Consider the following 15,032-nt stretch of genomic DNA (forward strand, 5'->3'; position numbering starts at 1 on the left):
TTATAAATACGAAGTAACAATCAAAAATATAAAATCTTTCATACAATCCAGTCATCAAGCGTTTAAAACTTGACCATAAGCATCCAATACACTTTCTTTCATCATTTCCGATAAAGTCGGATGTGGAAAGACAGTATGCATTAATTCTTCTTCTGTTGTTTCAAGATTCATAGCAATAACAAAACCCTGTATCAATTCTGTTACCTCAGCCCCTACCATATGGGCCCCAAGAAGCTGTCCTGTTTTTTTATCAAAAATTGTTTTTACTAACCCCTGATCTTCACCCAAAGCAATCGCCTTGCCATTTGCAGCAAAAGAATAACGACCAATACGTATATCATAACCTGCTTCTTTTGCTGTAGCTTCTGAAAGCCCTACAGAGGCAACCTGTGGTGTACAATATGTACACCCTGGAATTTTTCTTTTATCAAGCGGATGAGCATTCTTTAAACCTGCAAGATGCTCAATACATATTACACCTTCTTCTTCTGCTTTATGTGCCAACATAGGAGGACCTGCTACATCACCAATAGCATAAATGCCTTCCACCCCCGTCCAACTCCATTCATCGGTTACAATGCACCCGCGATCGGTTTTTATTCCCAAAGCTTCTAAACCAAGATTCTCAATATTACCTTGCACCCCAACAGCCGAAATCAACCGCTCAACAGTCATTGACTCTATTTTACCTTGAACATCAATATGTACAGTCACAGAATCAGAAGATTTTTCAACCTTTGTTACTTTTGCTTGACGAAGAATGCGTAAACCTTTTTTCTCTAACTGTTTACAAGCAAACGTTGAAATTTCAATATCTTCAGCAGGCATGATGTGGGGCATCATTTCAACAACAGTTACTGTCGCCCCCATATCACAATAAAAAGAGGCAAATTCAATGCCAATAGCCCCAGACCCTATAACCAAAAGCGATTTTGGCATTGCTGGCGGTATCATAGCTTCAAAATAAGTCCAAATGAGTTTTCCATCTGGCTCAATACCAGGAAGGACACGAGGACGTGCACCCGTTGCAATAATGATATGCTTTGCTTGATATATTCCCTCCCCTAACGTCCCTTTAGGGACTGGATTTTGCGGTTGCATAATCGGTTTGGAGGATGAAGAAACCATAATTTCCGCAGGATGGCTTCTCTTCGCTTCTTTAGTAAGCTTTGCTTCACCCCAGATAATATCAATTTTGTTTTTTTTCATTAAAAAATCAACACCAACATTTAAACGTGCTGAAACACCGCGTGAACGTGCCACAACATCTTTGATGTTTGCCTCAATCGAACCATTAATTTTTAGTCCATAATTTTTTGCATGTTCAGCAAAATGTTTCATTTCCGCTGAACGTAGAAGGGCCTTTGTTGGAATACACCCCCAATTTAAACAGATCCCTCCCAAATGTTCACGTTCAACAATCGCAGTCTTAAAACCACATTGTGCTGCACGAATTGCGGTTACATATCCGCCTGGACCTGATCCAATCACAATTACATCATAAAGATTTGCCACAGTAATTCCTCCATGGATATATATAAAACGGATATGCATTTTTTGAACTTAAAACTGCAAAACAACATCACAGAATTATCTTATGTCTTTTTCTTTAAGCTTCACGTAAATGCTTTACCCAAACCAGAAATAGCAATAACATTGCTCTTCAAACTCTTAAATTTGTTTTTATTCTCTTAACACACTCTCTCACAATTTACGTGAAGAACTGTTAAACAGTTCAAACCAACATTGCTAATGGATTTTCAATCATCTTCTTAAAAGCTCGCGCGAGCTCTGCGGCTAAAGCACCATCGACAGCACGATGATCCGCAGAAATTGCAACTGACATAACTGTCGCAACAACTAATGCACCATTTTTAACAACAGCGCGTTCTTCCCCTGCACCAATCGCAAAAATCGTCGCATGCGGTGGATTAAGGATAGCCGAAAAACTTTTTATACCATACATCCCCATATTTGATACAGCTGTTGTTCCACCCTGATATTCTTCCATTTTTAACTTGCCCTCACGCGCACGCTTTGCAAAATCCTTCATCTCTTTGGAAATAAGTGATAACGGCTTTTCCTCTGCATGGCGAATAATCGGCGTAATTAATCCATTGGGAATAGAAACAGCAACCCCAACATCACAATGTTTATGATGAAGCATTCCGCCTTCAAGCCAAGAGACATTCGCATCAGGAACAGCTTTCAAAGAAAGTGCGACAGCTTTGATCACCATATCATTAACAGAAAGCTTATAAGTAGGCTGAGTTTCTTCCTGCCCCTTAATCATTGGTGCAGCAGCATTCAGTTGTGTACGCAGTGCTAACAGTGCATCAAGTTCACAATCTACCGTTATATAGAAATGTGGAACTCTCTGTTTTGATTCCATCAAACGTGTCGCGATAGTTTTACGCATATTACTATGGGGTGCGAAGATATATTCATCCTCTTTAAAGAGTTTCAATATCTGTTTATCAGAAGTACCCGTAGCTACTAACTCCCCTATCTGTGATGAATAAGACACTTTAGAAATATCACTGCTCACAGCTTTTTCTACATCGCACTTGATAATACGCCCATGCGGACCACTTCCAGAAATAAGGGATAAATCAAGACCTGCCTGAGATGCTAATCGCCGCGCTAAAGGAGAGGCAAAAAGACGCCCTTCCTTTTTATCTTGCTGTATTAATTGCTGAGCTGATGATTCATGAGACATTTTTGTACCCTTTGAGTCCGTCTGTTTCAGAGTATCTGTCTGTTTTACGCCCTCTGGTTCTTGTCTTGTAGAAGAAGAGATTTCTTCTGAAACTTTTGCAGCTTCAGCTAAATCTTCACCTTCTTCTGCTAAAACAACAATTAAAGCATTTACTTTAACGCCTTGTGTTCCAGCAGGAACAATAATTTTGGCAACCCTACCTTCATCAACGGCTTCGACTTCCATTGTCGCTTTATCCGTCTCAATTTCAGCAATAACATCACCAGAGGAAACCTTATCTCCCTCCTTAATATTCCATTTTGTTAAATTTCCCTCTTCCATTGTAGGGGAAAGTGCTGGCATTGTAATTTTAATGGGCATTATGCTTTCCTCCGTTATGCTCTGTATGTAACAGCCTTAACGGCCTCAATAATCTCAGCAGTATTAGGCAAAGCCAACTTCTCAAGATTAGCAGCATAAGGCATCGGAACATCTTTGCCAGAAATCGTGGCAATTGGCGCATCAAGATAATCAAAAGCCTGCTGCATAACACGCGTTGCTATTTCAGTTCCCACGGATGACTGAGGAAACCCCTCTTCAATCGTTACCAAACGACCTGTTTTTTTAACTGAAGAAAGAATTGTTGGAAGATCCATCGGGCGAATGGTTCGTAAATCAATTAATTCAACATCGATACCAAGTTGTTCAATTTCCGGCAACGCTTGAACGGCATAATGCATTCCAATTCCACACGCGACAATCGTCACATCTTGTCCAGACTTATGAATGCGCGCCTTACCAATAGGCAAAACAAAATCATCCAATTGAGGGACATCAAATTCATGCCCATACAAAATCTCATTTTCAAGAAAAATAACAGGATTATCATCACGAATAGCAGCTTTCAGCAAACCTTTTGCATCTGCAGCACTATAAGGCATGACAACTTTCAGACCTGGTACATGACTATACCATGCAGCATAACATTGAGAATGTTGAGCACCAACACGGGCAGCCGCACCATTTGGACCTCGGAAAACCATAGGAGCGGTCATTTGTCCACCAGACATATAACGTGTTTTTGCTGCTGAGTTAATAATTTGATCCATCGCCTGCATCGCAAAATTAAAGGTCATAAACTCAACAATGGGGCGTAACCCTCCAAAAGCAGCACCAACAGCCAACCCAGCAAAACCGTGCTCTGTAATTGGGGTATCAATAACTCGGCGTTCTCCGAATTCTTCCAACAAACCTTGACTAACCTTATAGGCACCTTGATATTGCGCGACCTCTTCCCCCATGAGAAAAACTTTTTCATCACGCCGCATTTCTTCAGCCAAAGCCTGATTAAGCGCTTCACGAACTGTCATTGTAACCATTTGTGTTCCCGCTGGAACATCAAAATCAGGAGACGTATCAAAAGTAGGAACCTGCGGAACTGACGAAGGCAGAGAAAGAGGAGATCCCTTAGGTTTTTGTGCTGTATCTATAGGTTGCGAAATATCCTCAGCACGCTCACCTTCTTCTAACAAAATCGCAATAACAGTGTTAACCTTTACACCTTCAGAACCTTCAGGCACAAAAATTTTACCGAGAGTACCTTCATCAACGGCCTCTACTTCCATTGTAGCCTTATCCGTTTCAATTTCAGCAATAACATCGCCAGAGCTAACCTTATCACCTTCTCTCTTGAGCCATTTAGACAGTTTACCTTCTTCCATAGTTGGTGAAAGCGCCGGCATCAAAATATCAATAGACATACTTGCTTCCCTCGCATCAAACTAAAATATCAGTATAGAGCTCAGAAGCATCTGGCTCTCGATCACTTTGTGCAAAATCTGCCGCATCAGCAACAATTGCACGGACCTCTTTCTCAATAGACTTTAAATCATCTTCGTTCGCCCAATTTTTCTTAAGAATCCGACTTTTTACTTGATCAATCGGATCGTGCTCCTCTTTTATTTTTTGGACTTCTTCCTTTGAACGATATTTTGCTGGATCAGACATGGAATGACCACGATAGCGATAGGTCTGCATATCAAGAATGATCGGCCCTTTACCTGAGCGTGCCCAAGAAATTGCTTCGTTAGCAGCTCCTTTTACTGATCGAACATCCATACCGTTAACAACAACACCTGGAATTTCAAAAGAAAGACCACGGCGAGAAAAATCAGTTTCTGCAGATGCACGTGAAACGGATGTTCCCATAGCATACTGATTGTTTTCAATAATATAAACAACGGGAAGCTTCCAAAGCGAAGCCATATTAAAACTTTCGTAAACCTGCCCCTGATTTGCAGCACCATCACCAAAATAAACCAATGTCACATTATTTTTACCAAGATATTGATTCGAAAATGCCAAACCTGAACCAATGGAAACCTGCGCACCAACAATACCATGTCCACCATAAAAGTTCTTTTCTTTAGAGAACATATGCATCGAGCCACCTTTCCCTTTGGAAAAGCCCCCTTGACGCCCCGTTAATTCTGCCATGACTCCACGCGGACTCATCCCAACAGCTAACATATGGCCATGATCACGATAAGATGTAATAACTTGATCACCTTCTCTTGCTGCCTTTAATGTTCCTATAACAACAGCTTCCTGTCCAATATAAAGATGACAAAATCCCCCAATAAGCCCCATACCATAAAGTTGTCCTGCTTTTTCTTCAAAACGGCGAATTAAAAGCATTTCACGATAAGCATCAATTTCTTCCTCTTTTGTAAAGTCTGCTATTGGTGCTTTCTTTGTGGTGCTTGATAACGCAGTGTGCGCCACCGACGCAGAATTTTTTTTAAGTCGTTCTGCCATATTAAACTCCCTTTTATGATTATTTAGGAATAACCTTTACGAACAAAAGTTACAAGCCTTATCAAGCGGCTTAAACAATATCATTGCTGATTGTCGTTTAAATTAAGCAATTTTTCATTTACCTCTAGTGTCATTTCAAGGCATTAAGATTGTCAATTCATTTGATTTAGAAAAGTTTAAGTTCTTTCGGACATACTCATCTAACATATCCTTTTCTATATGCCCATTGCGTAAAAGAGAAATACGCTTTTCCATGAATATCCGCTCAGCTTCTATTTTATGAAGCTCCTTTTCTAATTCGCTAATATGCTGATTAACTTCATTGCGTGAATACAATCCATACTCACCATGGTAAATGTGATAACTGAAATAGCTTAAGACTCCCACCGTCATAAGAGGTAGTACAAAGCGCACTTTGATTGATCGACGTTTCTGCTTTGTCCACATAAAATAGCACAGTCTTTACAGCACAAATTTCTTAATATTTTGCCCAACTATGCACGATTTTGATTAATACCTCATTACTCAATCTAGACACGCAAAAAAAATTTTATTATTGATTTCCCCCCTTAAATACAATCAAAGTAAGCTGAATGATCCACTTTTTATATTATAAATATTGAATATCCTCTAATTTGTAGTTTTTTTCCTAAAATTTCCTGTTAAAATAAGGATAAAATCAATCAATACCCAAGGTATAATTATAAAAAAAATCCCTATAATCCCTAACCCCATAGTAAATGGTAGAGTTATTATACTTAGTATGCGTATAAGAAGCATTACAATGCCTGTTACAATTTTACCAATTATAAAGCGATGAATCCCCAATGCATCTAAACATAAGCAAACAATCGCTAACAACATTTTTGATTGTTGTGGCTGCTCTGCTGACAAGATAGAGAAAACAGATTTAATGGTATCCCCTTCACAGAAAAAATCAACGATATCCCCAACCTTTGGTGTTTTTTTCCTAACCAATTCTAATTCGCAAATTGATAACGCTTATCATCACCTCCCGAAACGAGATAAACTCCTTGATCTTGACCAATAATTTTACCCTTCATCCTTGCCCACCTATAAAGCTGCTCCTTATGTGTTATTCATAAAGAGATTATTCTAATTTAATAACATATCGATTAACCTCACGGCGTAAATAAAATTTGTAGCAGCCGCAATAAACGTGAAATTAAAATAGTTCTGATCCCCCCCAATAATCTAATGTTTCTCTGCTGCTATAAGCAGCAATACAAAACACACCTTAGTGGATTTACGTCGTTGTTTTACCCACATAAAATAGCACAGTCTTTTTCAATACTTTTATTCAACTGTGCATATTTCTCTTAACATCTCACATTAAAGAAATAGAGTACAACAATCTTGCATTACGCAGCTTACTATATTGATCAAAATAAAAAGTAAACTTAATTATTTTCTTTTTATTATAAATTTTTAAAAATCTGTAATCTGATTCCCGTCTTTATCCGTAAATCTTCCACCAAGAATGAGTATAAAATCAACAATTGCCCAAATACCGGTAATTATCAATCCAAACAATGATAAAGATAGAATCAGCATTAAAGCACCAGTTCGAACTTTACCAACCATAAAGCGATGAACACCAAAGATACCTGAACACCAACAAAGGAGTGCGAACATTATCTTTGAATTCTCTGTACCTGATCTCAACAATGGAAAAACAGAACTGACAACACCCCCTTCACAGACAAAATCAACAGTATAACCGATCCTTGGCGGATTCTTTCCCATCCAATCCCAAGTCGCAAACTGATAACGTTTACCATCATCACCCGAAACGAGATAAGTTCCTTGATCTTGACTAATAATTATACCTCTCATCTTAATCCCTATAAATTTAAACACTTAAAAATTATCGCGTATATGCCTTTGATAAGAAATCTCAATTTCATAGTCTAAATGATCTTATACTTTCATATTTTGTGCTCACAACTATACACGATATAAATCACCAGCATAACGCGCTTGAGCCCCTAGCATTTCTTCAATACGAATAAGTTGATTGTATTTTGCTAATCTATCCGAACGTGCAAGAGAACCTGTTTTAATTTGTCCACAATTCGTTGCAACAGCAAGATCTGCAATAAAAGAATCCTCTGTTTCGCCTGAACGATGAGATATAATGGCACGATAACCTGCTTTATGTGCTACTTCTACAGCATCAAGTGTTTCACTCAATGTACCAATTTGGTTAACTTTTATGAGAATAGAATTGCCTACCCCCATTTTAATACCATCACGCAAACGTGCTGAATTCGTTACAAACAAATCATCGCCAACAAGCTGACATTTTCCTCCAATTGTGTCAGTGAGTAACTTCCAACCTTCCCAATCATCCTCTGCCATTCCATCTTCAATTGTAATAATAGGATAATTTTTCACAAGCTGCGCTAAATAATCTACCTGCTCTTGGATGTCACGGCATTTGCCCTCACCTTTATAAAAATACGAACCATTTTTATAAAATTCGGTTGAAGCACAGTCTAAACCAATGGCAATTTGTTCACTTGGTTTGTAGCCACATGTTATGATTGATTCCATAATAAAATCAATGGCTTGATCAGCACTTTTAAATTGAGGTGCAAAACCACCTTCATCACCAACATTGGTATTATAACCCGCATCTTTTAAACGCTTTTTCAATGCATGGAAAATTTCAGCGCCATAACGGATGGCTTCTCTTACAGTAGGGGCTCCTATAGGAATAATCATAAACTCTTGAAAATCAATCAAATTATCAGCATGAACACCACCATTAATAATATTCATCATAGGAGTTGGAAGAATATGCGCTTGTGTACCACCAATATAACGATACAAGGGTAAATTTAATGAATCCGCAGCTGCTTTTGCAACAGCTAATGAAACACCAAGAAGCGCATTGGCACCAAGACGGGCTTTGTTTGGTGTTCCATCCAAAGCAATCATTGCTTGATCAATAGCGATTTGATTTGTTGCATCCCGCCCACCAAGTTCTTCAAGAATTTCGCCATTAACTGCAGTAACCGCTTTTTTAACACCTTTCCCTTGATAGCGCAAACCACCATCACGAAGCTCTATAGCCTCGTGTGCCCCTGTTGAAGCTCCCGAAGGAACCAGAGCGCGACCAAAAGCTCCATTCTCCAAATGAACATCAACTTCTACCGTTGGATTACCACGGCTATCAAGAACTTCACGTCCAATGATATCGACAATTATACTCATATGTGTTTCCTTATCCAATAAAAGTCTCGATTCATTCCTAATGTCCTATTAATGAAATGTTTTTTCTCTTCTCAATTTAACTTCTTTGACAGATAATCAAACTCCATTAGTGTCTCAAGCAATCTTTGTAAATTATCAAGTTTAACCATATTGGGTCCATCAGAAGGTGCATTATCTGGATCTTGATGCGTTTCTAAAAAAATACCAGCGACCCCAACAGAAACAGCCGCACGCGCTAAAACTTCAACAAATTGACGCTGTCCACCAGATGAAGCACCCTGCCCCCCAGGTTCTTGAACAGAATGCGTTGCATCAAAAATAACAGGAGCACCAAATGAACGTAAAATAGGCAATGAACGCATATCAGAAATAAGCCGGTTATAGCCAAATGACGTGCCTCGCTCACAAAGCATAACATTCGGATTACCACTGTAAACAACCTTTTTTAACACATTTTCCATGTCCCACGGTGCTAAAAACTGACCTTTTTTAATGTTAATAACACATTCTGTTTTGGCGGCTGCTACCAAAAGATCTGTTTGACGACATAAAAAAGCCGGTATTTGTAAAATATCAACCGTAGAAGAAACAAGTGTACATTGCTCTTCTGTATGCACATCAGTTAATATAGGACAATTAAACTCCTTTTTTAAATCAGAGAAAACAGCCATTGCTTTTTCAAGACCAATACCACGTGCCGCACCCAAAGAAGTTCTGTTAGCTTTATCGTAACTCGATTTATAAACAAACCCGATACCAAGCTGATCGGTAATTGTTTTAATACGACCAGCCATTTCAAAAGCATGATCGCGACTTTCCATCTGACACGGCCCTGCAATTAATGAAAGAGGCATTTCATTTGAAAAAATAATATTTCCAACTTTCACACGGGCATTTGGTTTAGTCATTTTATCCCTCAAAAGCAAAATAACCCAATTTATGCATTAAACTAATCGACTTTGTTCTACAGCGGCTTCAATAAAAGAAGAAAAAAGCGGGTGAGGATCAAAAGGACGAGATTTTAATTCTGGATGATATTGAACACCAATAAACCATGGATGATCTGCATATTCTATAGTTTCTGGTAAAATACCATCAGGAGACATCCCAGAAAAAATCAAACCACACTGTTCTAACTTATCCTTATAATCAATATTGACCTCATAACGATGACGATGTCGCTCGACAATCTTGGTTATTCCATAAATTTGAGCAATATGACTCTCTTCTTTTAATTCAGCAGCAAAAGCACCAAGACGCATTGATCCGCCGAGATCACCATTTCTTGTACGTTTTTCAAGAACGTCTCCTTTAAGCCATTCTGTCATTAAACCTACAATTGGATTTTCTGTTTCGCAAAACTCACTTGACGAAGCATTCTTAATCTGTGCAATATTGCGCGCAGCTTCTATACAAGCTAATTGCATCCCAAAACAAATCCCTAAAAATGGAACTTTACGCTCTCGTGCAAATTGAATTGCTCGAATCTTTCCTTCTGCCCCTCGTGCCCCAAAAGCACCTGGAACCAAAATTCCATGGGCTTTTTGTAAAGCTGAAACAGAATCTTCTTTTTCAAAAAGTTCCGAATCAATCCACTCAATATTAACTTTTACTTTATTCGCTAAACCACCATGTGCAATCGCTTCAATAAGAGATTTATAAGCATCCTTTAAACCCGTATATTTTCCTACAACAGCAATCGTAACTTCTCCTTCAGGATGGTGAATACGATGCGTAATATCTTCCCAACGATCCATCTGAGGGGAAGGTGCCGAATCGATTCCAAAAGCACAAAGAACTTCAGAATCCAAACCCTCCTTATGATATGCCATAGGAACATCATAAATTGTTGGCATATCTAATGCCTGAATGACTGCATTGGAGCGAACATTACAAAAAAGTGATAATTTGCACCGTTCTGTTTCTGGAATAGATCGATCTGCACGTACAAGCAAAATATCAGGAGAAATACCAACTGCTTGCAATTCTTTGACAGAATGTTGTGTTGGTTTCGTTTTTAATTCACCTGCTGAAGGTATATAAGGCATTAATGTGAGATGGACATAAACGACACTTTGTCTTGGTAGCTCATTGCGAAGCTGACGAATCGCTTCTAGAAAAGGCATTGCTTCAATATCACCAACCGTTCCGCCTATCTCACACAAAACAAAATCAAATTCTTCATTTCCCATCGTAATGAATCTCTTAATTTCATCCGTAACATGAGGGATAACTTGGACTGTTGCCCCCAAATAATCACCACGCCGCTCTCGTTCAATGATATTGCGATAAATACGCCCTGTTGTGATATTATCTTGGCTATTTGCAGAACGCCCAGTAAAACGCTCATAATGACCAAGATCAAGATCCGTTTCTGCACCATCATCGGTCACAAATACTTCACCATGTTGATAAGGTGACATCGTACCTGGATCAACATTTAAATAAGGATCAAGTTTGCGAAGACGTACACGATAACCACGAGCCTGTAATAACGCTGCTAACGCCGCCGCTGCAATGCCTTTTCCAAGGGAAGAAACCACACCACCAGTAATAAAAACATAACGTGCCATGGGCTTATGGTGATAAGCAATTTATAATGATTTTTCCAGCAAAAAATGCAAAAAGAAACAATTTTTCTTCTAAAATAAAAAAGGTGAAAAAATCACCTTTTTAAAAAGTCTATATTTTCTTAAAAAACTATTTCGTACTGTTATCCGGAACTGTATTTTCAAGAACCGGTGGAACTGGACTTTCTGCTTCAGGATTTGTGGACTGTTTCTGTTCCTGCGGAGAATTCGAATTGCCTCCTAGCTGTTCAAGAATAGAAGGGGAAGAAGACTCACCATCTGATGATGGGACTGATTCTGATCCTTTATTGGTAGAATTCTGTTCTGAATTAACCGGTATACGCTTTAAAATATCAGAACTAGAATTTGATATATTACCCACCACGGTAAGCCCAATAGACACAACAAAAAAACAACAGGCTAAAATAGCAGTCAAACGTGTTAAAGGATTTCGAGATCCACGAGTTTTCATCAACCCTGAGCTATTACTCACACCTAGCCCACCACCTTCTGAAGGTTGGATTAATATAACACCAACCAGAGTAATCACAATCAACAAATGAATAACTATAAGTACTGTTTGCATAAACCCTGCTCTTCAAATAACTCTTTCATAGCTATTTACACATAAATAACACACAATCCAAGGAGAAACTAAAATTTCTCTACTATAGTTTACGACAAACATCGCAAATAGTTAAAAAATCAATCGCTTTTAAGCTTGCTCCACCTATTAAAGCACCATTAACATGAGGAATGCTTAAAAGCTCAAATGCATTGGATGGCTTTACGGACCCACCATAAAGCAGACGTATCTTATCGCCTTCATCACTAAAACGAGAGCGCACCTTATCACGAATGAAATGATGTACTTTTGCAATATCTTCTGGAGTCGCTGTATTGCCGGTGCCTATCGCCCAAACAGGTTCATAAGCGATAATGGTATTTTCTGCTGTTGCATCATCTGGTAAAGATTCTTCAAGCTGCTGCGTGAGAATATCCAGTACTTTATTATTATTACGCTCCTCCAATGTTTCACCAATACATACAAGAGCCACAAGACCTGCTCGCCACGCAGCTTGCACTTTGGCACAAACAATCGCATTATTTTCTTGGTACATTGTACGACGTTCTGAATGCCCAATGATGACATGACTTGCTCCTGCTTCTTTAAGCATAAAAGCTGAAATATCTCCAGTATAGGGACCATGATCATCAAAATGACAATTTTGTCCTCCCAAAAGGAGATTTTTGCCATCCAGCATATCAGAAGCACGGGATAAAAGCGTTGCTGGGACACAAATAAGCGCCTCAAAAAGATGACTGAGATCAGATCTAACGCCTGTAGCAATAGCACGCAACTCTCCAAGTGTTTCACCCGTTCCATTCATTTTCCAATTTCCAGCAAGAAAAGGCCGAGTATTTGGAGACATATTTTCACCTCAAGAGCTCTTACAATACATTGTTTATCTGTAGTTACCAAATTATAACATGAAAGCAAGTCTTTAAAGCTTGCATCTTTTGTCTCTTTATTGCAAATTCTATTACTGCTTTTGTAATAATTTATGTTAAAAATAGGATTGAACAATGCTTGACGTCATAAGAAGTGCTACAAATTCTTGGATTTTCAGAATTTTCCTTGCTATTTTACTCTTATGCTTCATTCTTTTATGGGGGGTACCGCATTTACACAAAAAAAGTGAAAGAGATCTTATTACTTCTGGAAAATCCACAGTAACTGTCGATGATTATCGTCTCGCACTTGCCGATCAAAGTGCACGTTTAGCCCAGGCGGCTCATCTTGGACGTATGTTTACAGCAAATGAAATGCAGCAATACCAAATTCCTGCTTTTGTGTTTAATCAATTACAACAAAATGTATTGCTTGATGAACAAGTACGTAAAATGAAAATAAGTCTTTCAAAAGATACAATAGCTCGTACGATTGGTTTTGATAAAATGTTCCAAGTAAATGGCACTTTTGATAAAAATTTGTTTTATAACTATCTTCAGCATTTACGTATTAGTGAAAGTGTTTTTCTTAATTATTACACCAAACAAGAAAAGCGTAACCAACTTATTTCAGCTTTACTCTCTGATATGAAAGCACCAAATCTCTTTTATAAAGCACTTGCTCTTTATCAAGGAGAAATGCGTATTGCTGATTATCTCGTTATTGATCTAAAAGAAAAAGAAACAATTGCTGATCCTGATAACGAAACATTACAAAAATGGTTTGAAATACATCAAAGTCAATTTCGTGTTCCAGAATACCGCACTGTCTCTTTATTATCTATGGAGCTTAATGATTTCGTAAAACCTAAAGATATCTCGACAGATGAGGCGAAAGCCTATTATACACAAAATGCTTCACGTTTTGTAACGCCTGAAAAGCGTACATTCGAAGAGCTGCGTTTCCCCTCACGCGATGCAGCCGATAATGCAGCAAAAAAAATAGCTGATGGATTGAGTTTTGATGAACTGGTAAAAGATGAAAAAAAGACTCTTAATGACATAAAAAAAGGGCCTATCGCAGAAAATGAACTTCCTAATCATCTAGCATCTGAAATTTTTGAACTTCAGCAAGGCCAAGTCAGTCCTGTGATAAATGACTTACAGGGACCTGTTATCATTCGCGTCACGCATATTGAACCATCAAGCTCTCTTCCTTTTGAAAGTGTAGAAGAAAATATTCGCCAAACTCTTGCCAAAAATCATGCTACTGATGATATCAGTAACAATTACGTAGCCATTGAAAATGCTCGTTTTGAGGGGGCCTCTCTCAAAGCGCTAGCTGACCAATACAAATTATCTTTGCGCACAATTACCATCGATAAAACGGGAAAAACGTTTGAAGGTGCAATACTCACGGATTTACCTCAAAAAGATATTTTACTGAATGCCATCTATCAATCAAACGAAGGAGTCGATCTTGATCCTCTCTCTTTTCAAAATGGTGGATATCTCTGGTATAAGGTCGATAAAATTATTCCTGCCCGCGATAAGACACTTGAAGAGGCTAAGCTAGATGTTCTTTCTCAATGGAAAAGTGAAGAAATCCAACGCCTTCTTGATGAAAAAGCACAAAACGCTCTCAAACAGCTCACGGAAGGAAAAAGTCTTGTTGATCTTGCTCGTAGCCTTGGTATTACAAAACAAACAACACCAGCTCTCCGGCGTCAAGACTCATCTGAAACCCTTGGCGTTGAAGGCATTAAAGCATTATTTTCCGCTCCCAAAGGTCATTACGGCATCATAAAAGGTCCGGTTGCAACAAACCGTATTATTTATCAAATAAAGACTGTAACCATGCCTAAAGATATCACGTCTCATACTCTTTCAACTGAGGTCCGCGCCAGTATAGATATGATGATAAGAGAAGATCTCAAGCTAGAAATGCTACAAGTTGCCAATAAAGAACATCCTTTGGAAATTAATAGCACAAATTATAATCAGATCTTTAACGCTCTCCAATAAAAAGATTGTGCATAATTTAAAGAACTTATTGATGAAGCCTCCATCAGCTCTTCGTCTATAGTTGAAGAGGTAAGATAGATCTCTTGTCTGCATATCTTAGGATCAGCATTTGTATAATGATTAATTCTCTCGCAAATCAATACATATATGGATTTGCGAGAAAATAGTTAATGGAATGTAGAGTCGTTTTTGCAATGCATTATTATCCATCCAAAAGTTGTAAAGATTGT

General features: G+C 38.4%; 13 protein-coding genes. 1 reads left to right on the forward strand and 12 read right to left on the reverse strand.

Annotation, left to right across the window (positions count from 1 at the left end):
* Positions 1-54: 54 nt before the first annotated feature.
* From lpdA to tpiA, 12 genes are all read right to left on the reverse strand, one after another.
* Entirely contained in the window at positions 55-1,515 is a 1,461-nt protein-coding gene (gene lpdA / locus ACFIJP_RS00125; RefSeq protein WP_375624977.1) for a dihydrolipoyl dehydrogenase, read from the reverse strand.
* A 220-nt stretch (positions 1,516-1,735) separates the two neighbouring features.
* Entirely contained in the window at positions 1,736-3,079 is a 1,344-nt protein-coding gene (locus ACFIJP_RS00130; RefSeq protein ID WP_375624978.1) for a pyruvate dehydrogenase complex dihydrolipoamide acetyltransferase, read from the reverse strand.
* A gap of 14 nt (positions 3,080-3,093) precedes the next feature.
* Positions 3,094-4,458, reverse strand: a complete 1,365-nt coding sequence (locus ACFIJP_RS00135) for a pyruvate dehydrogenase complex E1 component subunit beta (protein ID WP_375624979.1) — start codon at positions 4,456-4,458, stop codon at positions 3,094-3,096.
* 16 nt (positions 4,459-4,474) lie between these two features.
* Complete coding sequence (gene pdhA, locus ACFIJP_RS00140) at positions 4,475-5,515, reverse strand: pyruvate dehydrogenase (acetyl-transferring) E1 component subunit alpha (protein WP_375624980.1); 1,041 nt, start codon at positions 5,513-5,515, stop codon at positions 4,475-4,477.
* 135 nt (positions 5,516-5,650) lie between these two features.
* Positions 5,651-5,962, reverse strand: coding sequence for a septum formation initiator family protein (locus tag ACFIJP_RS00145; RefSeq protein WP_375624982.1), 312 nt, complete (start codon positions 5,960-5,962; stop codon positions 5,651-5,653).
* A gap of 183 nt (positions 5,963-6,145) precedes the next feature.
* Entirely contained in the window at positions 6,146-6,493 is a 348-nt protein-coding gene (locus tag ACFIJP_RS00150; protein ID WP_375624983.1) for a hypothetical protein, read from the reverse strand.
* A gap of 471 nt (positions 6,494-6,964) precedes the next feature.
* The gene (locus ACFIJP_RS00155; RefSeq protein WP_375624984.1) at positions 6,965-7,372 is read right to left on the reverse strand and encodes a TM2 domain-containing protein; all 408 of its coding nucleotides are present in this window, start codon (positions 7,370-7,372) and stop codon (positions 6,965-6,967) included.
* A gap of 111 nt (positions 7,373-7,483) precedes the next feature.
* The gene (gene eno / locus ACFIJP_RS00160) at positions 7,484-8,755 is read right to left on the reverse strand and encodes a phosphopyruvate hydratase (protein WP_375624985.1); all 1,272 of its coding nucleotides are present in this window, start codon (positions 8,753-8,755) and stop codon (positions 7,484-7,486) included.
* Between the two features lie 71 nt (positions 8,756-8,826).
* Positions 8,827-9,663, reverse strand: coding sequence for a 3-deoxy-8-phosphooctulonate synthase (gene kdsA, locus ACFIJP_RS00165; protein ID WP_375624986.1), 837 nt, complete (start codon positions 9,661-9,663; stop codon positions 8,827-8,829).
* A 36-nt stretch (positions 9,664-9,699) separates the two neighbouring features.
* Complete coding sequence (locus ACFIJP_RS00170; protein WP_375624988.1) at positions 9,700-11,328, reverse strand: CTP synthase; 1,629 nt, start codon at positions 11,326-11,328, stop codon at positions 9,700-9,702.
* 127 nt (positions 11,329-11,455) lie between these two features.
* Complete coding sequence (gene secG / locus ACFIJP_RS00175; RefSeq protein WP_375624989.1) at positions 11,456-11,911, reverse strand: preprotein translocase subunit SecG; 456 nt, start codon at positions 11,909-11,911, stop codon at positions 11,456-11,458.
* An 82-nt stretch (positions 11,912-11,993) separates the two neighbouring features.
* Positions 11,994-12,758 carry a triose-phosphate isomerase gene (gene tpiA / locus ACFIJP_RS00180; RefSeq protein ID WP_375624990.1) on the reverse strand — a complete coding sequence of 255 codons (765 nt, stop codon included), beginning with the start codon at positions 12,756-12,758 and terminating at the stop codon, positions 11,994-11,996.
* 154 nt (positions 12,759-12,912) lie between these two features.
* On the opposite strand from tpiA, the gene ACFIJP_RS00185 reads away from it, so the two are divergent.
* Positions 12,913-14,802 carry a peptidyl-prolyl cis-trans isomerase gene (locus ACFIJP_RS00185; protein WP_375624991.1) on the forward strand — a complete coding sequence of 630 codons (1,890 nt, stop codon included), beginning with the start codon at positions 12,913-12,915 and terminating at the stop codon, positions 14,800-14,802.
* Positions 14,803-15,032 lie beyond the last annotated feature (230 nt).

It is taken from the genome of Bartonella sp. MU37NMGALS (assembly GCF_042194015.1).
Classification (GTDB): domain Bacteria; phylum Pseudomonadota; class Alphaproteobacteria; order Rhizobiales; family Rhizobiaceae; genus Bartonella; species Bartonella grahamii.